The sequence below is a fragment of the Variovorax sp. RKNM96 genome (assembly GCF_017161115.1).
Taxonomy (GTDB): Bacteria; Pseudomonadota; Gammaproteobacteria; order Burkholderiales; family Burkholderiaceae_C; genus Variovorax.
In genome coordinates this window covers 3724521-3745438 of record NZ_CP046508.1, presented here as the reverse complement: position 1 = coordinate 3745438, position 20918 = coordinate 3724521, and the positions used below count along the sequence as shown (strand labels likewise).

21 protein-coding genes are annotated in these 20918 nt (G+C 67.1%); 13 read left to right on the top strand and 8 right to left on the bottom strand.

The window, feature by feature from the left end; all coding sequences use genetic code 11:
- Positions 1–32 precede the first annotated feature (32 nt).
- From GNX71_RS17135 to GNX71_RS17115, 5 genes are read right to left on the bottom strand one after another with little or no spacing between them, the layout of a single operon-like run.
- Positions 33–1691 (bottom strand): ABC transporter ATP-binding protein, encoded by a 1659-nt coding sequence (locus GNX71_RS17135; protein WP_206173426.1) that lies wholly within the window; start codon positions 1689–1691, stop codon positions 33–35.
- Entirely contained in the window at positions 1688–2515 is an 828-nt protein-coding gene (locus tag GNX71_RS17130) for an ABC transporter permease (RefSeq protein ID WP_206173425.1), read from the bottom strand. The genes GNX71_RS17135 and GNX71_RS17130 overlap by 4 nt, the downstream gene beginning before the upstream one ends.
- 8 nt (positions 2516–2523) lie before the next feature.
- Positions 2524–3468 carry an ABC transporter permease gene (locus GNX71_RS17125; protein ID WP_198783940.1) on the bottom strand — a complete coding sequence of 315 codons (945 nt, stop codon included), beginning with the start codon at positions 3466–3468 and terminating at the stop codon, positions 2524–2526.
- Positions 3469–3504: 36 nt separating this feature from the next.
- Positions 3505–4383, bottom strand: a complete 879-nt coding sequence (locus GNX71_RS17120) for a hydrolase (protein ID WP_206173424.1) — start codon at positions 4381–4383, stop codon at positions 3505–3507.
- Between the two features lie 42 nt (positions 4384–4425).
- On the bottom strand, positions 4426–5565 hold the full coding sequence (locus GNX71_RS17115) for a C45 family peptidase (protein WP_206173423.1): 1140 nt from the start codon (positions 5563–5565) through the stop codon (positions 4426–4428).
- A 145-nt stretch (positions 5566–5710) separates the two neighbouring features.
- Here GNX71_RS17115 and GNX71_RS17110 point away from each other — a divergent pair, with 145 nt between their 5' ends.
- The 8 genes from GNX71_RS17110 to bioD all read left to right on the top strand — a co-directional run bounded on the left by GNX71_RS17110 (position 5711) and on the right by bioD (position 13645).
- A complete protein-coding gene (locus tag GNX71_RS17110) occupies positions 5711–6604 on the top strand; it encodes a LysR substrate-binding domain-containing protein (RefSeq protein ID WP_206173422.1) in 894 nt (297 codons plus the stop codon).
- 119 nt (positions 6605–6723) lie between these two features.
- On the top strand, positions 6724–7038 hold the full coding sequence (locus GNX71_RS17105; RefSeq protein WP_206173421.1) for a plasmid stabilization protein: 315 nt from the start codon (positions 6724–6726) through the stop codon (positions 7036–7038).
- Positions 7039–7048: 10 nt separating this feature from the next.
- Entirely contained in the window at positions 7049–7915 is an 867-nt protein-coding gene (locus GNX71_RS17100; RefSeq protein WP_206173420.1) for an NmrA family NAD(P)-binding protein, read from the top strand.
- Between the two features lie 78 nt (positions 7916–7993).
- Entirely contained in the window at positions 7994–9244 is a 1251-nt protein-coding gene (locus GNX71_RS17095) for an esterase-like activity of phytase family protein (RefSeq protein WP_206173419.1), read from the top strand.
- A gap of 244 nt (positions 9245–9488) precedes the next feature.
- A complete protein-coding gene (locus GNX71_RS17090) occupies positions 9489–9995 on the top strand; it encodes a DUF3658 domain-containing protein (protein ID WP_206173418.1) in 507 nt (168 codons plus the stop codon).
- A gap of 311 nt (positions 9996–10306) precedes the next feature.
- Positions 10307–11704, top strand: a complete 1398-nt coding sequence (gene bioA, locus GNX71_RS17085; protein WP_206173417.1) for an adenosylmethionine--8-amino-7-oxononanoate transaminase — start codon at positions 10307–10309, stop codon at positions 11702–11704.
- Positions 11688–12920, top strand: a complete 1233-nt coding sequence (gene bioF, locus GNX71_RS17080; protein WP_206173416.1) for an 8-amino-7-oxononanoate synthase — start codon at positions 11688–11690, stop codon at positions 12918–12920. The genes bioA and bioF overlap by 17 nt, the downstream gene beginning before the upstream one ends.
- Positions 12917–13645: a dethiobiotin synthase gene (bioD, locus tag GNX71_RS17075; RefSeq protein ID WP_206173415.1), complete on the top strand. Its 729-nt coding sequence runs from the start codon at positions 12917–12919 to the stop codon at positions 13643–13645. Before bioF ends, bioD begins: the two co-directional genes overlap by 4 nt.
- 13 nt (positions 13646–13658) lie before the next feature.
- Here the strand turns inward: bioD and GNX71_RS17070 are convergent, their stop codons facing one another.
- Positions 13659–14693, bottom strand: a complete 1035-nt coding sequence (locus GNX71_RS17070; RefSeq protein ID WP_206173414.1) for an aldo/keto reductase — start codon at positions 14691–14693, stop codon at positions 13659–13661.
- A 222-nt stretch (positions 14694–14915) separates the two neighbouring features.
- Between GNX71_RS17070 and GNX71_RS17065 the strand changes: the two genes are divergently transcribed.
- The 3 genes from GNX71_RS17065 (at position 14916) to GNX71_RS17055 (ending at position 18211) form a co-directional block, all read left to right on the top strand.
- The gene (locus GNX71_RS17065) at positions 14916–15908 is read left to right on the top strand and encodes an AraC family transcriptional regulator (protein ID WP_206173413.1); all 993 of its coding nucleotides are present in this window, start codon (positions 14916–14918) and stop codon (positions 15906–15908) included.
- Positions 15909–15913: 5 nt separating this feature from the next.
- Entirely contained in the window at positions 15914–16855 is a 942-nt protein-coding gene (locus GNX71_RS17060) for a cation diffusion facilitator family transporter (protein ID WP_206173412.1), read from the top strand.
- A gap of 123 nt (positions 16856–16978) precedes the next feature.
- Positions 16979–18211, top strand: coding sequence for a cyclopropane-fatty-acyl-phospholipid synthase family protein (locus GNX71_RS17055; RefSeq protein ID WP_206173411.1), 1233 nt, complete (start codon positions 16979–16981; stop codon positions 18209–18211).
- 9 nt (positions 18212–18220) lie between these two features.
- On the opposite strand, the gene GNX71_RS17050 is transcribed toward GNX71_RS17055, so the two are convergent.
- Positions 18221–18622 (bottom strand): VOC family protein, encoded by a 402-nt coding sequence (locus tag GNX71_RS17050; protein ID WP_206173410.1) that lies wholly within the window; start codon positions 18620–18622, stop codon positions 18221–18223.
- Positions 18623–18645: 23 nt separating this feature from the next.
- Between GNX71_RS17050 and GNX71_RS17045 the strand changes: the two genes are divergently transcribed.
- Together GNX71_RS17045 and GNX71_RS17040 are read left to right on the top strand one after the other, a co-directional pair.
- Positions 18646–18933, top strand: coding sequence for a hypothetical protein (locus tag GNX71_RS17045; protein ID WP_206173409.1), 288 nt, complete (start codon positions 18646–18648; stop codon positions 18931–18933).
- A complete protein-coding gene (locus GNX71_RS17040) occupies positions 18930–20417 on the top strand; it encodes an MFS transporter (protein ID WP_206173408.1) in 1488 nt (495 codons plus the stop codon). Before GNX71_RS17045 ends, GNX71_RS17040 begins: the two co-directional genes overlap by 4 nt.
- Positions 20418–20441: 24 nt before the next feature.
- Here the strand turns inward: GNX71_RS17040 and GNX71_RS17035 are convergent, their stop codons facing one another.
- Positions 20442–20870, bottom strand: a complete 429-nt coding sequence (locus GNX71_RS17035; protein WP_206173407.1) for a GNAT family N-acetyltransferase — start codon at positions 20868–20870, stop codon at positions 20442–20444.
- Between the last annotated feature and the right edge of the window lie 48 nt (positions 20871–20918).

The following is a 20918-nucleotide window of genomic DNA, read 5'->3' as shown; positions in this document are numbered from 1 at the left end:
CTGCAGACAGAAACGAAAAGAAGGGGACGTGATCAGGCGAGAGCGGTCTCGGCGCCAAAGCGCCAGCGCAGCCGCACGCCGCCGGCCTCGGTCGGCTCCAGCGCCGGAATGGCCGAAAGCAGCTTGCGCGTGTAGTCCTGCCGGGGCGCATCGAACACGGTGTCGCGCGAGCCTTGTTCGACGATGCGGCCGTCCTGCATCACGATCACGCGGTCGGCCACCTGCTCGACCACGCCGAGGTCGTGGCTGATGAAGAGGCACGAGAAGCCGTGGCGCTTCTGCAGTTCGGCGAAGAGCTCGAGCACCTGCGCACGCACGGTCACGTCGAGCGCCGACACCGGCTCGTCGGCGATCACGAAGGCAGGCCGGCGCACGAGTGCGCGCGCGATCGCCACGCGCTGCCGCTGGCCGCCCGAGAGTTCGTGCGCATAGCGCGGCGAATAGGCGGTGCCAAGCCCGACTTCATCGAGCACCTCGGCCACGCGCCTGGCCTTGTCGGCGGACGACATGCCCTTGACCAGCCGCAGCCCTTCGCCGACCAGCTGGCCGATGGTCATGCGCGGATCGAGCGAAGCGTACGGGTCCTGGAACACCATCTGGCATTGCAGCCGGTAGTCGAACCAGCCGGGGTCCGAGCGCGCGATGGAGCGGCCGCGGAACAGGATCTCGCCGCCGCTCGGCTTCAGGAGCCCGGCGATGGTGCGGCCCAGCGTGGTCTTGCCCGAGCCCGAACCGCCGACGACCGCGACCACTTCGCGCGGGCGCACCACGAGGTCGATGCCATGCAGTGCGCGCTTGGGCACCGCCTTGGCGAAGAGGCGACGGTGGCCGGGGTAGTCGACCACGAGGTTGCGCACTTCGACGACCGGCGCTTCATCGACCACCTCACGCGCGGGCAGCCGGCGCGGCATCGCCTGCAGCAGCTCGCGGGTGTATTCGTGCTTCGGGTGTTCGAGCAGGTCTTCGGTGTGGCCGGTTTCCTTCACTTCGCCGTGCCGCATCACGACCATGCGCTGCGTGAAGCGCGCGACCATCGGCAGGTCGTGGCTGATCATCAGCACAGCCGTTTGATGTTCGCGCGTGAGGCCGACCATCAGCTCCAGCACGTCGCGCTGCACCACGGCATCGAGCGCGGTGGTGGGCTCGTCGGCGATCAGCAATGCGGGTTCCAGCAGCATCACCGAGGCCAGCATCATCCGCTGGCGCATGCCGCCCGAGAACTCGTGCGGCCAGGCGCCGAGCGCGCCCTTGGGGTCTCGGATGCCGACGCGCGCCAGCATGTCGAGGATGCGCGCCTGTCGCGCGGTGGCCGAAAGGTCGCGGCGGTGCAGGGCGAGCGCTTCGCCGAGCTGCTCGCCAATCGTCATCGACGGGTTGAGCGAGGTCATCGGTTCCTGGAACACCATGCCCACGCGCGCGCCGCGCAGCTCGCGCAGTCGTGCCGGCTTGGCGAGCGCCAGGTCTTCGCCCTCGAAAAGAATGCGGCCAGCGGTGCGCACCAGCGGCGGCGGCGTGAGGCCCATGAGGGCGCGAGCGGCCTGCGTCTTGCCGCTGCCCGATTCGCCCACGATGCCGACCATCTCGCCCGATGCGATGTCGAAGGACACGTTGCGCACGATCTCGCGGCCGCCGAGGCCGATGGCGAGCGTCAGGCCTTCGACGCTGACCAAGGGGGTGTTCGTTGGGTTCATTGCACGCCCTTCATGCGCGGATCGAGCCAGTCGCGCACCGCGTCGCCCAGCAGATTGATGCCCAGCAGCGTCAGCGCGATGCACAGGCCCGGAAGAATGGAGAGGTAGCTGGCCTGCGCCATGAACGGACGGGCCGAGGCAAGCATGTTGCCCCACGTCGGCGCCGGCGGCGGCACGCCCAGCCCGAGGAACGACAGCGCGCTCTCAGCCAATATGACCCAGCCGAACATCGAGGTGGCCAGCACCGTGAGCGGCGCGGTGCAGTTGGGCAGCACGTGGCGCACCATCGTGTAGAGCTCGGAGTTGCCGAGCACGCGCGACGACTCGATGAATTCCTTCTCGCGCAGCGACAGCACCGTGCCGCGCACGATCCGTGTCACCGACGGCGTGTAGGCCAGGCCCAGCGCGAGCACGATGCCGTACTGGTTCGCGCCCACCACCGCGAGCAGGCCCAGCGCCAGCAAGAGGCCCGGGAACGCCAGCAGCGCGTTGTTGAAGGCCATCACGATGCGGTCGGTCCAGCCGCGCAAAAAGCCGGTCAGCACGCCGACGATGCTGCCCACCACGATGGAGAAGGTCACCGTGAGCACGGCGATCCACACGCTGGTGGCAGCGCCGGCCATGAGGCGCGAGAGCTCGTCGCGGCCGAACTCGTCGGTGCCCAGCAGGTAGCGCCCGCCGGGCAGCTTCAGGCGCGAGCCGAAGTTGATGCGCAGCGGATCGTGCGGCGTCCACACGAGGCTGACGAGCGCCGCGGCCACGATCAGGCCGACGATGACGATGCCGATCACGGCGTTGAGGGGGATGCGTTTCTTGCGGGTCATCTTCGTGCTCATTCGACGGCGACGCGAGGGTCGAAGAGGGGATAGCAGAGGTCGATCACGAGGTTCACAACCACGTAGATCACGGCCACGAACAGCAGGCAGCCCTGGATCACCGGGTAGTCGCGCGCGAAGATCGCATCGACCAGCAGCCGGCCGAGCCCGGGAATGGTGAACACCGTCTCCACCACCGCGATGCCCCCGAGCAGGTTGCCCAGCACCAGGCCGATCAGCGTCCAGGTCGGGCCGAAGGCGTTCTTGAAGGCATGGCGCATCAGCACCGCCCGCTCCGACAAACCCTTGGCGCGCGCATGCGTGATGTAGTCCAGCCGCAGCACTTCGAGCGTGCTGGCGCGCGCCATGCGCATGAGCACGCCGATCTCGTGCAGGAACAGCGTGAGGATCGGCAGCACCAGGTAGAGCAGGCCGTTCTTCCAGTCCTCGGCGATGCCCACGTAGCCCACCACCGGCAGCCAGCCGAGCTTCAGGCCGAACAACAGCAGCAGCAACAGGCCGAGCCAGAAAGTCGGAATGGACACCAGCAGCGTCGCCGAGCCGACCAGCAGCAGGTCGGGCGCGCGGTTCTGCTTCCACGCGGCGATCATGCCGGCGGGCACCGCCACCATGGCGGCCAGCGCCACCGCCACCAGCACGATGCGGCCGCTGATGAGGAAGCGGTCGGCCACGAGCGAGAGCACGTCCTGCCCGCTGTTGATCGAGGTGCCCAGGTCGCCCTGCAGCACATGGCCGAACCAGATGCCGAACTGCGCCGGCAGCGAGCGGTCCAGCCCGAGGCGGGCGCGCAGGTCCGCGAGACTCGCGGGCGTGGCCAGGTCGCCGAGCAGCAACTGCGCGGGGTCGCCGGGAATGAGCCGTATCAGGACGAACACCGACACCGCCACGATGAGCAGTGTGGGAATCGCCATCGCGATGCGTGCCGCTGCAAAACGGAACATGGGCCTTCTTTCTTCTCTGGTGAGTGGAGGTGAGCGTCAGGCCGGCGACGGCGCGGCGCGCAGGTCGTGCAGGGCCTTCGCGAAGAAGTCTTGCACATGCCCCACGCAGGCGAGGCCGTTGTGCGGCACGTTGTCCAGCAGGTCGAACGCAACCTTCACGCCAGCCGCCTCGAAGGAGCGGCGCAGGGTTTCGAGGCGCTCGGGCCGGGTGCGGCCGGCGTCGTTGGCGCCGGGCATGAAGAACTTGCCGCCGGGCTTGTGCGTGATCTCCCAGGTCTCGATGTCGGCCTTGCCCGCGATCATGTGCACCGGCAGGCGGCGCAGCGCCTCGAGGTTCATCGGCTTGCCGAAGCGGGTTTCGAAATCCTTCGTGCCGACCCACCAGCCCTGCTCGGGGTCGATGAGCGTGACCGAGCCCGGCGCGCCGATCGACACGGCCCACAGGTGCTCGGGGTGCAGCATCGCGAAGCGGTTGACGAACTGGCCGCCACCCGAATAGCCGAAGAGCGCGAAGCGGCTGAAGTCGCAGCCGAACTTCTCGCCCACCTCGGCCACCATGTCCAGCAGGATCTGGTCGTAGCGGATGTCGGCTTCGACGAGGTGCTTGAAGCCGTCGCGGTTGCCGTCGCCGCGCACGCCCGCCGGGAACAGCGGGCACAGCACGATGCAGTCGTTCCACTTGGCAAAGCCGCTGAAGGCCTCGCGGTAGTTGACGAAGGCGCGGCCGGTGCCGTGCACCACCACCACCAGCTGCATCGGCCGCGCACCGGGCTGGCCGATGTGCTCGGGCACATAGGTGCAGTACGAAAAGCGCGGGTCGCTGCGCGACGCATAGATGGTGCTCGGGCCCAGGTCGTAGATGGCGCGGGCGCGCTGTTCGGCCAGGGCGGCGGGGGCTTCGGTGGTGGCGGTCATGAAAGTAAATCTGCGAATGAAAGAAGAAGAGGGCGGCCGGACTTACAGCGTGTATTCCTGGAAGTTGCGCGCCTCGTAAGGCTTGCGCGCCACCCACATCACGCGGTTGGCCGCGTCCATGAGCGTGGTGGCCACGGTGGCCGAGATGCTGCTGAAGTCCGCCGGCTTGGGGGTGCGCAGCACGCCGTCGGGCTTGCCGAACTCGTCGGCCAACGCGGCCTTCACGTGGGACCAGTCGATGCGGCCCTCGATGCGGCCGAGCGCGTTTTCCACGCGGTGCTGGCGGTAGATGCTGTCGGGCCGCTGCGGGAGGCCCGGGTCGCGCAGCTTGATCACGGCGGATGGCGACATCCAGTGGTTGGCATGCACGAGCAGGTCGTTCTCGGGCAGCGTCCAGAAGATCTCGCCGGGCGAGGTTTCCAGGCTGATGCCCGAGCCGTCGTTGCCGGTGGCCTGCGCGAGGATCATGTTGTTGGCGCAGTAGCGCTTCGACGCCCAGATGGTCTTCATCGCCTGGGCGAGATTGGCAGCTTCGAGCACCCGGCGGCGCAGCAGCACCAGCGGCACGCCTGCGCCCTTGCGGAAGTCCTCGTCGCAGGTCAGCGAATTGCCGGTGAGCGATACGCCGTTCGTGTTGAAGCCGTGGCGGGCGAGTGCGCCGGCCTCGGTGAAGGTGAGCATGTCGGGGCCGTTCTGGCTGCGGATGCGCAGCACGATGCCGGTGTCCACGCATTCCTGGCGCCAGTCCCAGTTGTGGGCGTGCATGAGGCGGCCGGTGGCCGAGCGCGCGGGCAGCACGACGAGACCGGTGCAGTCGCCGTCTTCGCTCGATGGCGGTTCGGCGGGCGGGGTGGCGGCCTGGGCCTGCTTCATGTCGGCGTAGCCGAACAGCATCTCGGTGCGGCAATTGATCATCACCACGTCTTCGAGCGACACGCCCGCGCCCTCGGCGATGCCGCGCATCTCCTCGAGGTAGCTCGCGTCGTAGGCCTCGATGACCGGCAGCATCGACTGCGCGAGCTGGCGGATGGTGGCGTCGTCCAGCCCGCGGCGGCCCAGTTGGGCGCGGTAGAGCGCGACGCCCCCGGCCACGCGCTCGGGCACGGCGCGGCCGTGCTGCACACCGCGCGCGTGCGGCGTGCCGGAAACATCGACGAGGGGGAAATATTCAGGAATGGTCATGGCGTTGCAGGTTTGTCATCGGCCTGCCGCGGGAAGGCGGTAGTGCAGTGGCGCAGTGGTGATGGCCGCATTGTTTTGCAGGTACAGGAAAAAATAAATTTAAAAATCATTTAGAGTTAATAAAGGATTTATTTACCTTCCGGCCATGAGTTCCATCCGCTTTCTCCGCACCTTCGTCGCTGCCGCACGTGGCGGCTCCTTTGCCGCCGCGGCCGACCAGGTGGCACTCACGCAGGCGGCCGTGGGCCAGCAGATGCGCGCGCTCGAAGCGGAAATGAAGAAGCCGCTGTTCGACAAGACCGGCCGCACCATGGTGCTGAGCCCCGCCGGCCACCTGCTGCTGCCACGCGCCGAGGAACTGCTCGCGCAGTACGAGTCGATGCGCCGCGACCTGCAGGACCAGCGCCAGATCGCCGGCACCATCAAGCTCGGCTCGCTCATTTCGGCCATGGGCTTGCTGTCGAGCACGCTGGCGGTGCTCAAGTCGCTGCACCCGAACCTGGAGGTCGAGCTGCGGGTGCGCGAGCAGTCGCAGCTGATGCAGGACGTGATCAGCGGCGAGCTCGATGCGGCCGTGGTCGTCGAGCGCCAATGGCCCGAGGTGCCGGGCCTCCTGTGGACGCGGTGCTACGACGAGTCGCTCACCGTCATCGCCAATTCGGGCATCGCCTCGCCCGAGACGCCGATCGCGAGCCTGTTCGCGAACCATCCCTTCATCCGCTTCGACCGGCGCACGCCGACCGGGGCGCGCATCGACAAGATGCTGCGGCGGCTGCAGTACGTGCCGAAGGAATTTCTTGAGCTCAACTCGCTGCTCGCCATTGCGGAGCTGGTGCGCAAGAACGTGGGCTTCACGATGGCGCCGCTGTTGAAGAACTTCGACTGGGAGAGCGACCCCGCGCTGTGCGTGCTGCAACTGCCGGGGCGGCCCGTGGCGCGCCGGCTGGGCATGCTGGAGAACGGCAGGCGCAGCCACATCACCCGCGTGGTCCGCGAGGAAATGCTGGCGCACCTGCGGCGCATGAAGGCGGGTGGCTGACCAGGCCAGCGACGACGACAGACAACGCTGACGCGCATCGCGTCCGTCTTCTTACCCACGGCACGGGCTGCGCGCCCAGCATGAAAGCTTCTTCTTATCAACCTGAAGGAGCGATGACCATGCCAAGAGGCGACAAGTCGTCCTACACGGACAAGCAGAAACGCAAGGCCGAGCACATCGAGGAAGGCTACGAACACCGCGGTGTCGGCAAGGCCGAAGCAGAAAGGCGCGCGTGGGCCACGGTGAATGCCGAAACCGGCGGCGGCAAGAAGAGCGGATCGGGTCGCGGCAAGGCCGAGAACCATGCGCCGTCGCGCAAGGGCGGCCACAAGGGTGGGGCAGCTGCAGCATCCCGCACAGCAGCGGAGCGCTCGGCGTCCGCGAAGAAGGGCGCCGCCACGCGCAAGCGCCATGCCGCCGAGAAGCGCTCGTAAGGAGATGGCGATGCACATCATCCTGGGCGCAACCGGCCACGTTGGCTCGTCGCTTGCGCAAGCCCTGCTGGCGCGCAACGAGCCGGTCACCGTGGTCACGCGCGACGCGCGCCACGCCGAGTCGCTGAAGACGAAGGGCGCCCATGTGGCCGAGGTCGACGTGTTCGACACGGCCGCGCTGCACCGCGTGATCGCGGGTGGGCAACGGCTCTTCGCGCTCAATCCGCCGGCGCCGCCGTCGAGCGACACGGTCGCCGAAGAGCGCAAGAGCATGCGCGCCATCGTGGCGGCGCTCGAGGGCTGCAAGCTGGAGAAGATCGTCTGCGAATCGGCCTACGGCGCGCAGCCTGGCGACGGCATCGGCGACCTCGGCGTGCTGTACGAGATGGAGCAGGCGCTGCGGGCATCCGGCGTAGCACCGGTCAGCGCCATCCGCGCGGCTTACTACATGAGCAACTGGGACGCCTCGCTGGAAACCGCGCAGAAGGAAGGCAAGGTCCACAGCATGTACCCGCCCGATTTCAAGCTGCCGATGGTGGCGCCGCATGACCTCGGGGAGTTCGCCGCACGGCTGATGCTGGGCGCGGTCGAGGCTTCGGGAACGCACCATGTCGAAGGGCCGGCGCGCTATTCGCCGGGCGATGTTGCGCGGGCGTTTTCTCAGGCGCTGGGGCGGCCTGTGGAGGTGGCGGTGACGCCGCCCGAGCAGTGGGAGCAGGCGTTCCGGGCGCTGGGGTTTTCGGAGGCTGCGGCGAAGTCGTATGCCGCCATGACCCGCATCACGCTGGAGCACAAGGAGGAGCCCGAAAAGCCGGAGCGCGGGGCGACTTCGCTGGACGAATACATCACGGCGCTGGTCAGGAAGAACACAGGCTGAGTACGCCAGGCGGTATTCACCGATCCGTCATTCGCCGTCACTAGCATCCCGCGGTCCGTCACATACGAACCGCCGCCGATGTCCTCGCTCCCGCCTGCTTCTTTCTTTTCTTCTTCTTTCGCAGCGCCGGTTTTCCGGATCCTGGTTGCCAGCGCCGTCCTGGCGCTGGCTGCGTGCGGTGGTGGCAGCGACGGTGGCTCCGGCTTCTTCCTGCCACCCGTCGCTTCGACCCCTCCGCCAGCGCCGGCCCCGGCGCCCGCGCCTCCGGCACCACCGGCCGAACGGACCGTCGAAAGCGTTGGTCTCATCGGCGAGCAGTTGCTCGCCAACGACCTGAAGGTCGACGGTTTCGTCGTGGGCGGCTTGTCTGGCGTCGACTACGACCCGGTCACCGGAACCTGGTATTTCCTGAGCGACGACCGCACCGCATCGCGCTTTCATACGGCCGAACTGGCCTACGACGCGACGAGCTTCTCGTCGATCCAGATCCGCTCGTCCGTCACGCTGAAGGACGCGGGTGGCAAGCCCTATCCGAGCAGCGACCCGGCGCCCGGCGGCACCGTGGCCGACCCCGAATCCTTTCGCGTCGACCCGCAGGACGGTGCCTTGTGGTGGGGCAGCGAGGGCGACCGCACCAAGAGCCTGAACCCCTTCGTCGCGAAGATGGGCAAGGACGGGCAGGCGGCCACGATCCTGCCGTCCATTCCCATGTTCAAGATGTTCCCGGCCGAGGAAAAAGGCTCGCGCAACAACGCGACCTTCGAAGCCCTGAGCTTCGCCGCGGACGGCAAGAGCCTGTGGGTAGGCATGGAGGCGCCGATCTACGAAGACGGCCCGTTGCCGACCATCGCCAGCGGCGCGGTCTCGCGCTTCACCCAGTACGACCGCGCCGGCAACCTGCTGCGCCAGGTCGCGTACCCGATCGATGCCTTGCCCGCGGCACCGGCCGCCGGCAAGTCGGCGGACAACGGCGTCTCGGAGATGCTGGCAATCAACGACCACCAGTTCCTCGTGATCGAACGCTCGGGCGTGCAGGGTGCCGACGGCGTCTACGTCAACTACATCCGGCTCTACCAGATCGACACCGCCGGTGCCACCGACGTCCGCGCCATCGCGAGCCTGGCCGGCGCCGACTACATGCCCGTGCAGAAGCGCCTGGTGCTCAACCTCAACACGCTGGGCCTGAAGAAGCTCGACAACATCGAGGGAATGACCTGGGGCCCGAAGCTCGCCAACGGGCACGACACGCTGGTGCTGGTGTCGGACAACAACTTCAATGCCGCGAGCCAGATCACGCAGGTGCTGGCGTTCGAGGTGGTGGGGAAGTAGGGCTGGGCTAGCGCGCAGGGCCTGTGCAGTTCAGCATCCACTGTCCGAGGAAACGGTCGGTCAGCTTGCCGTAGCGCCGCATCTCGGACATCGGAATTCCTTTGGGCCATGACGGGCCGGTAGATTGCCGTAGGCAATGAGAACCGAGGAACGGTTGTTGGGAGCAGTCATGCGAAAGATGCTGGATGCCGATCTCTGTCGGCGGACTCTTGATGCATGGTGCATCGTCACATACGCTCCAACCATGATCAGACAACAAGACGCTGAGGCGTTGTACCAAGCCTACGAACGTGCCCTCGGCGCGCTGGAGGAGGCTGAAGCATTGCTGTGGAACATACCCGAGGGGCCTGCGCGGGACAAGCTGCTGCATGCGCACAGTGACGTCACCGTGGACATGCTTTCCAGGCTGCGTGCCCCACTGGTTCTTCAGTTTCCCGAACTCGACACGGGCACTCCGAATGGGGCCCCCAGCACATTTCTGGAACCGGATGAGCAGGACGCAGTGAGTCGGCTGACTGCAGCGCAGACGCGCGAGATCGATGAGTTCCTTCTTGCGGCTTGCGCGCCGTCGTGGAAAAAGGTTGCGAGCGTGGTCGGCATGGCGTCGACGCGCGGGTCCAATCAGTTTGCAGACATTCCATATGGGTACCTCGTGCAGAGAGTGAAAGTATTGGTCGAAGCGGGACAACTGGAGTCGCAAGGCAACCTCGACCACATGCGCCACAGCGAGATCAGGTTGCCCGGCAACTGAACTGAAGGGCGATGCAGCCTCTCTAGTCCGGATCGGTCATTGAGCTGTCCGATAGACGAAAAAACAGCCTTCTATCGGCGGAAACCAGACATTCCGCCACTATCTTTGGCGTCTGCAAGACAACTTGCATTTGTCCGCTGCGGCGGCCTCCGCACGCGAAGCCGTCGTGTTGCGCGAGGTTGCCCGGAACGAGCGGCCTATGCCTGCCAACGTCGCCCAAGTGCTGGCCAGTCCACACCTGTTCCAGTCGTTTGCCGCAGCGGATTCGCATCGATACGATCCCGCGCCTTGCCCCTCAAAGGAATGCGCGGATGCCGCCAACGATTGCTTCTCCCACGACGCCCATAACGTCGAAAAACACAGACTGGCAGCAGCGCAGCCGACGCCATGTCTGGCATCCATGCACGCAGAGCATCCGGCTCGCAGCAGTGCCGCCGCTGCCGATCGCGCGGGGCGAGGGCGTCTGGCTCTACGACCACGACGGCCGCCGCTATCTCGATGCGACGAGCTCGTGGTGGGTCAATCTCTTCGGCCATGCGCATCCGGCCATCAACGCCGCGCTGAAGGACCAGCTCGACACGCTTTCGCACGTGATGCTCGCCGGCTGCACGCACGCGCCGGCCGTGGAGCTGGCCGAGCGGCTGGCCGCGCTCACGCGCCATGCGCTGGGCCATTGCTTCTATGCCTCCGATGGCGCCTCTGCCGTGGAGATCGCGTTGAAGATGAGCTTTCATGCGTGGCGCAATGCGGGCCGAAGCGGCAAGCAGAACTTTGTCGCGCTGCGGCACGGCTACCACGGCGAGACGCTGGGAGCGCTGCATGTGACCGACGTTCCTGTGTTCCGCGATGCCTACGCGCCGCTGCTCGCGAACGCGCATCTCGTCGCATCGCCCGATGCACGAACCGCACGGCATGGCGAGGACGCAGTTGCCGTGGCGCGGCGTGCAGCCGCCGAACTCGAAGCGCTCTTGGCCGACCGGCACGCGTCCATCGCCGCCGTGATCGTCGAGCCGCTCGTGCAATGCGCCACCGGCATGGCGATGCACGACCCCGAATACCTGCGCCTTGTGCGCACACTGTGCGACCGCTACGAGGTGCACCTCATCGCCGACGAAATAGCAGTGGGCTGCGGCCGCTCCGGCACTTTCTTCGCATGCGAGCAGGCCGGCATCTGGCCCGATTTCCTGTGTCTCTCCAAAGGCATCAGCGGCGGCTACCTGCCGCTCGCCTTGGTGATGACGCGCGATGCGATCTACGAAGGCTTCGTGGACGACGACGTGGCGCGCAGCTTCCTGCATTCGCATTCGTACACCGGCAACGCGCTGGCCTGCCGCGCGGCGCTCGCGACGCTTGACCTGTTCGAGCGCGAAGACGCATTGCGGCGCAACCGCGGTCGTGCCGAACGATTGGTCGGCCGGCTGCGCGAAGGGCTCCACGGCAAGCCTGTCGATCACCTGCGCCAGCGCGGAATGATCACGGCCTTCGACGTGCGCGAGCCCGGTGCGCGGTTCGCGGAGCGCTTTCACTTGGCAGCGCGTGCGAACGGACTGCTGATGCGACCCATCGGTTCGACCGTCTACCTCATGCCGCCCTATGCGATCAGCGACGACGAGATCGACCGGCTGGTCGATGGCACGCTGGCCACGCTTCAGGCGGTGTCCGCTCCCGGCCATGCAGCAGAAGGAGTCCGCGATGCTGCGCTTGCTTGAACGCCTGCAGGACGAGATCACCGCGCTCGATGCTGAGGCGCTGCGACGCCGGCGGCAGATCGCCGAAACCGCCTGCGCACCCGAGCAATCGCTGACGCTAGCCGGTGCGGCCGCGCCGCGCACCATGCTCGGCTTCAGCAGCAACGACTACCTCGGCCTTGCCGCGCATCCGGCGCTGGCCGCCGCGCTGGCCGAAGGCGCGGCGCGCTACGGCACGGGCAGCGGCGGGTCGCACCTGATCCTCGGCCATTCGCGCGCGCACGCCGCGCTCGAAGAACGGCTGGCCGACTGGATGGCGCCGTTCATCCCCGAGGCACGCAGCCTCTTCTTCTGCACGGGCTACATGGCCAACCTCGCGGTGCTGTCGGCGCTCGGGGGCGCGGAGGCGGTGATCTTTTCGGAGTCGCTCAATCACGCTTCGCTGATCGATGGCGCGCGGCTGGCCAAGGCGCGGGTCGAGCGCTATGCGCATTGCGACGTGGCCGCGCTCGATGCGCAGCTCGCAGCCTGCGATGCGCCGGTCAAGCTGATCGTGAGCGATGCGGTCTTCAGCATGGACGGCAACATCGCACCCGTCGCCGAACTGCTCGCACTGGCAGAGCGCCACGATGCCTGGCTGGTGCTGGACGATGCCCACGGCTTCGGCGTGCTGGGTGCGACAGGCCGGGGCGTGCTGCAGGAGATGGCACTGCGCTCGGAGCGGCTGGTGCTCATCGGCACGCTGGGCAAGGCTGCGGGCGTGTCGGGCGCGTTCGTGGCGGCGCACCGCACCGTCATCGATTACCTCGTGCAACGGGCGCGGCCGTACATCTTCACCACGGCCGCGCCGCCGGCCATTGCGCATGCGTTGCTCGCGAGCCTCGCGTTGATCGAAGGGGAGGAGGGTGACGAGCGCCGTGCGCAATTGAAGGCGCGTATCGCCCAGTTGCGCCGGGGCGTGGGCGCAATCCTTCCAGCGGATGGCAGCGCCTGGCTACTCGATTCACCCACCGCGATCCAGCCGCTGATCCTCGGTGACAACGCGCGCGCGATGCGCACGATGGCGCAGCTCGATGCGAAGGGCCTGCGCGTCGGTGCGATCCGTCCGCCGACCGTGCCTGCCGGCACCGCGCGCCTGCGAATCGCGCTGTCGGCCAGCCACAGCGAGGCCGACGTCGCCCGTCTGGTCGATGCGCTCGGCAAGGCGCTGGCGCAGCCATGGAAGGAGGCCGCATGACGCAGCGCCGCTGGTTTGTCACGGGCACTGACACGAGCGTCGGCAAGACGTTGGTGAGCGGCGCAATGCTGAGCCTGTTGGCCGCATCGGGCCTGCGCGCGGTCGGCATGAAGCCGGTGGCCGCGGGCCTGGAGCGGGTGAATGGTGAGTGGCAGAACGAAGACGTCGAGCAACTCCGCGCGGCCGGCAATGTCGATGCGCCGCTGGCCTTGCGCTGCCCCTACCTGCTGCGCGCACCGATGTCGCCGCACCTCGCGGCGCGGGAAGAGGGCGTGCGCATCGAACTGCCGCCGCTGCTGTCGGCCTTTACCGCCCTGTCGCAGCGCGCCGATGCGGTGGTCGTCGAAGGCGTGGGCGGGTTCTGCGTGCCGTTCGGCGACGACCTCGACAGCGCCGACCTTGCGGTGGTGCTCGATCTGCCGGTGATCCTCGTGGTCGGCCTGCGGCTCGGCTGCCTGAACCACGCGCTGCTGACCGCCGAGGCCGTCCGGGCACGCGGTCTCGTGCTCGCGGGCTGGGTCGCGAGCGTCATCGAGCCGCAGATGCTGTCGCCCGAGGCCAACCTGCAGACCTTGCGCGACCGACTCGGCGCGCCGTTGCTCGGCGTGGTGCCGCGCCTGGCCGAGCCCGATGCGGCCAGCGCCGCGCGGCACCTCGACCTGCGCGCACTGCGCGCGACCGCGGCCCATGCCGCGCGGCGCTCGGCCGCGCTGGCGTTGGCCTGAACCGTTCGGTCGATCAAGCCAGGTGCTTGTCGCGGTTCGCGCGCTGGCGCTCCAGCATCCAGCCCGGGTACTCGGCCGGCAGCGCGCTCGCCTTGTCGAGCGTGGCCAGCTCGTCGGCTGACAGCTTGATGGCGGTGGCCGCGATGTTGTCGTCCAGCTGTTCGACGCGCTTGGCGCCGATGATCACGCTGGTCACCACCGGCTGGTGCAGCAGCCACGCGAGCGCGATCTGCGCGACCGACACCTTGCGGGCCTCGGCCAGCACGCGCATCGCATCGATGCAGTCGTAGGCGCGTTCCCGGTTCACCGGCGGGAAGTCGAAGGTGGCGCGGCGGGTGCCTTTCTCGGCTTCGGTGTGGCGGTCGAACTTGCCGCTCAGGAGGCCGCCGGCCAGCGGGCTCCAGACCATCAGGCCGACGTTCTCGCTGCGCAGCATCGGCACCAGCTCGCGCTCCAGGTCGCGCCCGGCGATGGTGTAGTAGGCCTGCAGCGACTCGAAGCGCGCGAGCCGGTCGCGCTCGGCGATGCCCAGCGCCTTGGCGATCTGCCAAGCCGCCCAGTTCGACACGCCCACATAGCGCACATGGCCCTGCTGCACGAGGTTGTCGAGGGCATGCACGGTTTCCTCGATGGGCGTGAGCGGGTCGAAGCCGTGGATCTGGTACAGGTCGATGTGGTCGAGCTGCAGGCGCTTGAGGCTCGCCTTGACCCCATCCATGATGTGAAAGCGCGAGGCGCCGCTGGAGTTGGGACCCTTGCTGCCGGTTTCGCCGAGCACCTTGGTGGCCACCACCACGCTGTCGCGCGGGATCTTGAGGTTCTTGAGCGCCTGGCCGGTGATGACTTCCGACTGACCTTCGGAGTACACGTCGGCGGTGTCGATGAAGTTGATGCCGGCGTCGATCGACCGGCCGATCAGGCCCTCGGCCTCGGCCTGCTGGAGGTCGCCGATCTGGCCCCAGATGCCCGAGGAGCCGCCGAAGGTCATCGTGCCGAGGCAGAGTTCGGAAACCAGGAGGCCGGTGCGGCCGAATTTGCGGTACTGCATGGAAAGGTCCTTTGCGTTGGGAGAGGTGTGCGGGGAGGTGTTGGCAAAAAGTATCCGCCCGCGGCCCCCGGCGCGGCGAGCGCGTTCCTGCAAAGTCTTTGCCTATTTCTCCAGACCTTGTTCCGCGGGCGTGCAGTTTCATGGGAGCGGCGCTAAGCTGCAAACCACCCGATCCTCCACGGTGCGCGCCACCGTGTCCCCAACCGCGACAAGGCCCTCTACATGTCCGACGAAACACCCGAAATCGCTGCAGCCATTGCCCAGCCGATGCCGCTGGAGCCCGAACTCGACGAAGCCAGGAAGGAACTGGTGGCGCTCATCAACCGCATCACCGGCGGGCGCGACGGCACGGTGGAAACGCCGGTGGCCGGCCTGCAGGTGTATTGCATCAGCAAGCCCGACCGCCCCAAGCACGCCTTCGCCACCCCGGCGCTCGGGCTGATCGCGCAGGGCTCCAAGCGGATCATCATGGGCGACGACATCTACGTGTACGACCCGATGCACTACCTCGTGACCTCGGTCGACCTGCCGGTGTGCGGCCAGGTGCGCCTGACGAGCGACAACGAGCCCTACCTGGGTTTGCGCCTGGAGCTTGCGCTCGACGAGATCGGCGAACTCATCGGCGACGAGAAGCTGCCCGCCAAGGCCAACGCGCCGGCTTCCCGCGGCATGTACGTCAACCGCATCGCGATGCCGGTGCTGGAGCCGGTGCTGCGGCTGCTGCGGCTGGTCGAGACGCCGGAGGACGTGCCGATCATGGCGCCGCTCATCAAGCGCGAGATCATGTACCGCCTGCTGGTGAACGGCGAAGGTGCGCGCCTGCGCCAGATCGCCCTGCAGGACAGCCACACCCAGCGCATCGCCAAGGCCATCAGCGCGCTGCGCATCAACTATGCGCAGTCGCTGCGGGTGGAAGACATGGCGCGCGCGGTGCACATGAGCGTGTCGTCGTTCCACCATCACTTCAAGGCCGTGACCGCGATGAGCCCGCTGCAGTACCAGAAGCAGCTGCGCCTGCAGGAGGCGCGCCGCCAGATGCTGGTGACCGGCATCGACGTGGCGAGCGCGGCGCACAGCGTGGGCTATGAAAGCCCGTCGCAGTTTGCGCGCGAATACGGCCGCATGTTCGGTGCGCCGCCGCTGCGCGACAAGCAGCGCTGGCTCTCCGAGGCGGGCAACGATGCGATGGCGGCGGCGTCGATGGAAGCGGCCTGAGCCGCATGGCTGAATCCAAGGTCGCGATCTATGGCGCCATCGGCGCCAATGTCGCGATCGCGGTCACCAAGTTCGTCGTCGCGGGCATCACCGGCAGTTCGGCGATGCTGTCGGAGGGCATCCACTCGGCGGTCGACACCTTCAACGGCGTGCTCCTGCTCGTGGGCCTGAAGCTCAGCAAGCGGCCCGCAACGCCGGAGCATCCGTTCGGCCACGGCAAGGAGCTCTATTTCTGGAGCCTGATCGTCGGGGTGCTGATCTTCGGGCTGGGCGGCGGCGTGTCGTTCTACGAAGGCATCCAGCACATCCGCGCGCCCGAGCCGATGCGCGATCCGACGTGGAACTACGTCGTGCTCGCGGCGGCCTTCGTGTTCGAAGGCGCGAGCTTCCTCATCGCCTTGAAGCAGTTCCGCGCGCAGGCCGGGGGCACGCCGTTCTGGCAGGCGCTGGACCGCAGCAAGGACCCGACCACCTACACCGTGCTGGCCGAGGATTCCGCCGCGCTGGTGGGCCTGCTGGTGGCGGCGCTCGGCATCTACCTCGGCCACGCGCTGGACATGCCGGTGCTCGACGGCGTGGCCTCGGTGGTCATCGGCGTGCTGCTGGCGGGCGTGGCCGTGCTGCTCATCGCGCAGGCGCGGGGCCTCCTGATCGGCGAAGGCATCCGGCCAGAGACGGCGCGCGCCATCCGCGCCATCGCGATGGAGCAGCCCAGCGTCGAAGACGTGGGCCATGTGCTGTCGATGTACATCGGCGCCGACGAGGCACTGGTGATCGTCGATGTGAACTTCAAGGACGACATTTCCACGGGCGAGGCGGGCGATGCCATCGCGGCCATCGAGACGCAGGTGCGCGCGCGTTTCCCGACGATCAAGCGCATCTTCATCGAGGCGACCGAGGCACCGCAGGCGGGCGCGGCGCCGGCAAAGGACGGCGCCGCCTTGTAGCACTTACTGCAATTTCTTGCGTCGTCACGACCATGCAGGTTTCAAATTTTTTCGTTATTGTTTTGCTCGCTGCAGCACCCCGGCGCAGAGGCGCCGGGAAAACCAAACAACACGGAGAGATGCATGCTTTGGGAAAAAAAGCTGGCGCAGTGGAGCGCCGCCGTTCGTGACCGCGCGAACCTGCCGGCGCGACTGACGCTGTGGGACGGCCAGTCCTACGACTTCGGCAATTTCAGCGGGCCCTCGGTCACGCTGCACGTCAAGTCGCCCGCCGCGCTGTCGCTGATGCTGCAGCCCACGCTCGACAACCTGGGCGAGGCCTACGTCAAGAGCAAGATCGACATCGAGGGCAAGCTCAGCGACGTGATCGACATCGCCTACGGCCTCGCGAAGACATCGATCGACAAGCAGGGCGGGGCGCTGCAGAACATGGCGCGCTATTTCACGCACACCAAGTCGTCGGACAAGAAATCGATCCAGTACCACTACGACGTTTCCAACGAGTTCTACCAGCAGTGGCTGGACCCGAACATGGTCTATTCATGCGCCTACTTCGAAAACGGCGACGAAGACCTCGCCACCGCGCAGTTGAAGAAGATCGACCACATCCTCACCAAGATCGACCTCAAGCCGGGCCAGACCCTGCTGGACATCGGCTGCGGCTGGGGCGCGCTGGTGATCCGCGCCGCGCAGAAGTTCGGCGCGCGCTGCGTGGGCGTCACGCTCTCGCAGAACCAGTTCGACCTGGCTACCGAACGCGTGAAGGCCGCGGGCCTGCAAGACCGCATCGAGATCCGCCTGCAGGACTACCGCGACGTGACCGGCCAGTTCGACCGCATCACCAGCGTGGGCATGTTCGAGCACGTGGGCCGCAAGAACCTGCCCGCGTACTTCAAGCGCGTGCGCGAACTGCTGGCCGACGACGGCGTGGTGATGAACCACGGCATCACTTCGTCCGACCCCGAGGGCGGTGGCGTCTCGTACGGCGGCGGCGACTTCATCGACCGCTACGTGTTCCCCAACGGCGAGCTGCCGCACATCAGCCTCGCGCTGCAGGCCATGCAGCAGGGCGGGCTCGAGGCCTTCGACATCGAGAACCTGCGCCGCCACTATGCGCAGACGCTGCGCTACTGGAGCGACAGCTACGAGGCCAACAGCGAGAAGCTGCATGCGATGGTCGACGAGGAGAAATTCCGCATCTGGCGCGTGTACCTCGCGGGCTGCGCGTATGCCTTCGAGAACGACGACGTGGCGATCTACCAGATCGTGGGGCGCAAGGCGGGGCGCGCGGCGAAGACGCTGCCGTGGTCGCGCCGCTACATCTACGACGGCACCTCGGCGCTGAACGCGGGCTGAGTTGACGCTCTACGCGGGGTCGCGGAATCCGGCCTCGATGTTGTTGCCGTCCGGATCGAGCACGTACGCGCCGTAATAGTGGGCCTCTTCGGGGCCGCGCGGGCCGGGCTTGCCGTTGTCGGACCCGCCGGCTTGCAGGGCCGCCTTGTGGAAGGCATCGACCTCCGCCTTGCTGCGCGCCGAGAACGCCATGTGGATCGGACTGTTCGAGACCCTGTGCCCGGGCTTCCAGAACTTCGGTTCCTCGGTGCCGATCCAGACGAACGGTATCCGCTCGTCGGTGCTGCGGATGACGAGGAACGAGGTGTCGCTGTTGTCGATGACTTTGAGGCCTACCGAAGCGGCGACCGCCTCGTAGAAGCGCCGCGATGCGTGCAGGTCGCGCACGCGAAAGCCGATGTGGTCGAACATGGTTCTCTCCTTTGCAGGGCCGCATGTTCGTCACGCAACTGCAATGTGGGTGCGGCCAAGGTCGCATCGCGCTGAAAGAACGCGACTACGGTGCGTGCGCGCGTCCTTTCGAATCCGCGGCATGGCGCGAAGGCGATATGGAAAGCCTGCCCGATCGCTTGAACAAGACAACGCGGGAGCCCGAGCGCAAGCACGAATTCGCGCAGCCCGATAGCATCGGCGGCTCGCGGCCTCACTCCACCTCGAACCACCTCGGCGCCCACCGGACACTTCGTCCGCAGGCAGCGCGCCGGCCGCGAAGAATCCCATGAGCGCCAGTACCAAAACAACAAACCGTCCCCTGGTCATCGCGTCGATCATGGCCTCCATGGCCATGGTCGCCATCGAAGCCACCATCGTCTCGACCGTCATGCCGCAGATCGCCTCCGAACTCGGGGGGCTGCATCTCTACAGCTGGGTCTTCGCCTCGTTCCTGCTCGCGCAGACCGCGATGACCGTGGTGTTCGGCAAGCTCTCCGACCTGTATGGACGCAAGCCCATCATGTTCGTGGGCATCGCGATCTTCGTCGTCGGCTCGGTGCTGGCGGGCTTCTCGTGGTCGATGCCGGCCATGATCTGCTTCCGGCTCATCCAGGGCATCGGCGCGGGCGCGATCCAGCCGGTGTCGCTCACCATCGTGGGCGATCTCTATCCGGTGCGCGAACGCGGCAAGGTGCAGGGCTACCTCGCGAGCGTGTGGGCCGTCTCGGCGGTGGTGGGGCCGATGATCGGCGCGCTGATCGTGCAGAAGCTGTCGTGGGCCTGGATCTTCTGGGTCAACGTGCCCATCGGCCTGGCCGCGGCAGCGGGCTTCTGGTTCTTCCTGCACGAGGCGCCGACGGTGCGCCGCTCATCCATCGACATGGTGGGCGCGGTGCTGTTCACCGTCGGCATCGCGTCGCTGATGATCGCGCTGACCGAGTTCGGCGTCGGCAACTCGGGCGTCGCGCTCGCATGGGCCGGGCTTTTCGTGGTCACGCTCGCGCTCTTCATCGCGCAGGAGCGCCGCGCGGCCGACCCGATGGTGTCGCTCAAGCTCTGGGGCGCGCGGATGATCGCGACCGTCAACGGTGCGGCAATGCTGGCGGGCATGGTGCTGATCGGCATCACGACCTTCCTGCCGATGTACGTTCAGGTGGTGCTGGAGCGCTCGTCGGTCACGGCCGGCCTCACGCTCACGATGGTGATGCTGGGCTGGCCCATCGGCGCGACGCTGACCTCGCGCACCTTTCACCGCATCGGGCTCTGGCGCATGGTGGTCGTCGGCGCCGCGCTGATTCCGGTGGGCACGTCGACCTTCGCATTGCTCGGGGCCGGCAGCTCGCCGGTGCTGCCGGCCATCGGCTCGTTCATCATCGGCCTGGGCATGGGCGTGATGAGCCTGAGCTCGCTGATCCTGATCCAGGAGGGCGTGGAGCTCTCGCAGCGCGGCATCGCCACGGCCTCGAACGTGTTCTCGCGCAACCTGGGGAGTGCATTGGGCGCGGCGTTCTTTGGTGCCGTCTTCAACTTCGGGCTGACGCGCGGCGACGGCAGCATGATGTTCACCGACGACGAGCTGCGCCTGCTGCTGCAGGGCGTGCACGGTTCCGTCGCGGGGGATGCGGGCATTCGTCTCGCGCTGGGCAGTTCGCTGCACCTCACGTTCCTGATGATGCTGGTCGTGAGCCTTGGCGTGGTGGCGCTGGCGTTGTGGCTGCCCAAGGAAGGGTTGGGGACGCAGGCGGTCAAGGACAACAAGGCTGTGCAGAAGTAGCCTGGCCGTTCGGGGTGGATGGGCTCAGCCCGTCAACGCTTTCTTCATGTGCACGAGGTAGAAGCCGGCTGCGTAGTCGTCGATGCGGCCGTACTCCTCGTAGCCCTGCTTCAGATAGAAGGGCCGGGCCTGCCACTCGAAGGTGTCCAGCTTCGCGTGTTTCGCACCCAGGGCCATCGCCTGTCGCTCGCCTTCCGCGAGCAGGCGACGGCCGAGGCCCGCGCCGCGTGCGTCTTCCTCGACGAAGAGCACATCCACGTTGAACCAGTAGAGAAAGACGAAGCCGCGAAGCCCGCCGAGCAGGCGGCCGCTGTCGTCCTTGGCATTCAGGCGGATGTATTTTTGCTCGGGGTACTCGCCGACAACGCCGTAGTTGAAATGCCGCAGCTTGCGGCCGAGTTCGCCGGAACGGAGTTCTTCGTCGGTGGGAGGAACGATGTGGATGGTGTTCATCGGAGGTCGGCCGGGAATGCGGCGAGGTTCTTGGGGGGCGCGATTTGC

Excerpts from the sequence above, each read along its gene's own strand:
- GNX71_RS17135 (WP_206173426.1), bottom strand. The coding sequence starts at position 1,691 with ATGAACCCAACGAACACCCCCTTGGTCAGCGTCGAAGGCCTGACGCTC.
- GNX71_RS17130 (WP_206173425.1), bottom strand. The coding sequence starts at position 2,515 with ATGACCCGCAAGAAACGCATCCCCCTCAACGCCGTGATCGGCATCGTC.
- GNX71_RS17125 (WP_198783940.1), bottom strand. The coding sequence starts at position 3,468 with ATGTTCCGTTTTGCAGCGGCACGCATCGCGATGGCGATTCCCACACTG.
- GNX71_RS17120 (WP_206173424.1), bottom strand. The coding sequence starts at position 4,383 with ATGACCGCCACCACCGAAGCCCCCGCCGCCCTGGCCGAACAGCGCGCC.
- GNX71_RS17115 (WP_206173423.1), bottom strand. The coding sequence starts at position 5,565 with ATGACCATTCCTGAATATTTCCCCCTCGTCGATGTTTCCGGCACGCCG.
- GNX71_RS17110 (WP_206173422.1), top strand. The coding sequence starts at position 5,711 with ATGAGTTCCATCCGCTTTCTCCGCACCTTCGTCGCTGCCGCACGTGGC.
- GNX71_RS17105 (WP_206173421.1), top strand. The coding sequence starts at position 6,724 with ATGCCAAGAGGCGACAAGTCGTCCTACACGGACAAGCAGAAACGCAAG.
- GNX71_RS17100 (WP_206173420.1), top strand. The coding sequence starts at position 7,049 with ATGCACATCATCCTGGGCGCAACCGGCCACGTTGGCTCGTCGCTTGCG.
- GNX71_RS17095 (WP_206173419.1), top strand. The coding sequence starts at position 7,994 with ATGTCCTCGCTCCCGCCTGCTTCTTTCTTTTCTTCTTCTTTCGCAGCG.
- GNX71_RS17090 (WP_206173418.1), top strand. The coding sequence starts at position 9,489 with ATGATCAGACAACAAGACGCTGAGGCGTTGTACCAAGCCTACGAACGT.
- bioA (WP_206173417.1), top strand. The coding sequence starts at position 10,307 with ATGCCGCCAACGATTGCTTCTCCCACGACGCCCATAACGTCGAAAAAC.
- bioF (WP_206173416.1), top strand. The coding sequence starts at position 11,688 with ATGCTGCGCTTGCTTGAACGCCTGCAGGACGAGATCACCGCGCTCGAT.
- bioD (WP_206173415.1), top strand. The coding sequence starts at position 12,917 with ATGACGCAGCGCCGCTGGTTTGTCACGGGCACTGACACGAGCGTCGGC.
- GNX71_RS17070 (WP_206173414.1), bottom strand. The coding sequence starts at position 14,693 with ATGCAGTACCGCAAATTCGGCCGCACCGGCCTCCTGGTTTCCGAACTC.
- GNX71_RS17065 (WP_206173413.1), top strand. The coding sequence starts at position 14,916 with ATGTCCGACGAAACACCCGAAATCGCTGCAGCCATTGCCCAGCCGATG.
- GNX71_RS17060 (WP_206173412.1), top strand. The coding sequence starts at position 15,914 with ATGGCTGAATCCAAGGTCGCGATCTATGGCGCCATCGGCGCCAATGTC.
- GNX71_RS17055 (WP_206173411.1), top strand. The coding sequence starts at position 16,979 with ATGCTTTGGGAAAAAAAGCTGGCGCAGTGGAGCGCCGCCGTTCGTGAC.
- GNX71_RS17050 (WP_206173410.1), bottom strand. The coding sequence starts at position 18,622 with ATGTTCGACCACATCGGCTTTCGCGTGCGCGACCTGCACGCATCGCGG.
- GNX71_RS17045 (WP_206173409.1), top strand. The coding sequence starts at position 18,646 with ATGTTCGTCACGCAACTGCAATGTGGGTGCGGCCAAGGTCGCATCGCG.
- GNX71_RS17040 (WP_206173408.1), top strand. The coding sequence starts at position 18,930 with ATGAGCGCCAGTACCAAAACAACAAACCGTCCCCTGGTCATCGCGTCG.
- GNX71_RS17035 (WP_206173407.1), bottom strand. The coding sequence starts at position 20,870 with ATGAACACCATCCACATCGTTCCTCCCACCGACGAAGAACTCCGTTCC.